Source organism: Cellvibrio mixtus subsp. mixtus J3-8, assembly GCF_000766945.1.
In the GTDB taxonomy this organism is placed as follows: domain Bacteria; phylum Pseudomonadota; class Gammaproteobacteria; order Pseudomonadales; family Cellvibrionaceae; genus Cellvibrio; species Cellvibrio mixtus_A.
This window is the reverse complement of sequence record NZ_KN266220.1, coordinates 5058-5274: the sequence shown is the minus strand read 5'-3', so window position 1 is coordinate 5274 and position 217 is coordinate 5058. Positions and strand designations below refer to the sequence as shown.

Below are 217 nucleotides of genomic sequence, written 5' to 3'. Positions count from 1 at the left end.
TTAACTTCGAGCATGGCGCGGTACAAAGCGTGAATTGCACGCTCTTTGGTGGTAACTGAATCCACGCGCATGCTGGTGCGAAATGCCATCAATGAAATATTGGGAAAAAATGCATGATTGTCTATCGTTTCATCTGTTTCGGTATCAGCAACAGGCGTATTGGGAGCAACAAAGGTCATAGTATTTTCTCTCTAAGAAAGTGCCCGGATCGCAATCA

At 44.7% G+C, this 217-nt stretch carries 1 protein-coding gene; it reads right to left on the bottom strand.

Annotated features, from left to right (window positions below):
- Positions 1 to 179, bottom strand: a 179-nt coding sequence (locus A596_RS23935) for a head completion/stabilization protein (RefSeq protein WP_160280216.1), incomplete at its 3' end; no start/stop codon positions are given.
- Positions 180 to 217: the final 38 nt, after the last annotated feature.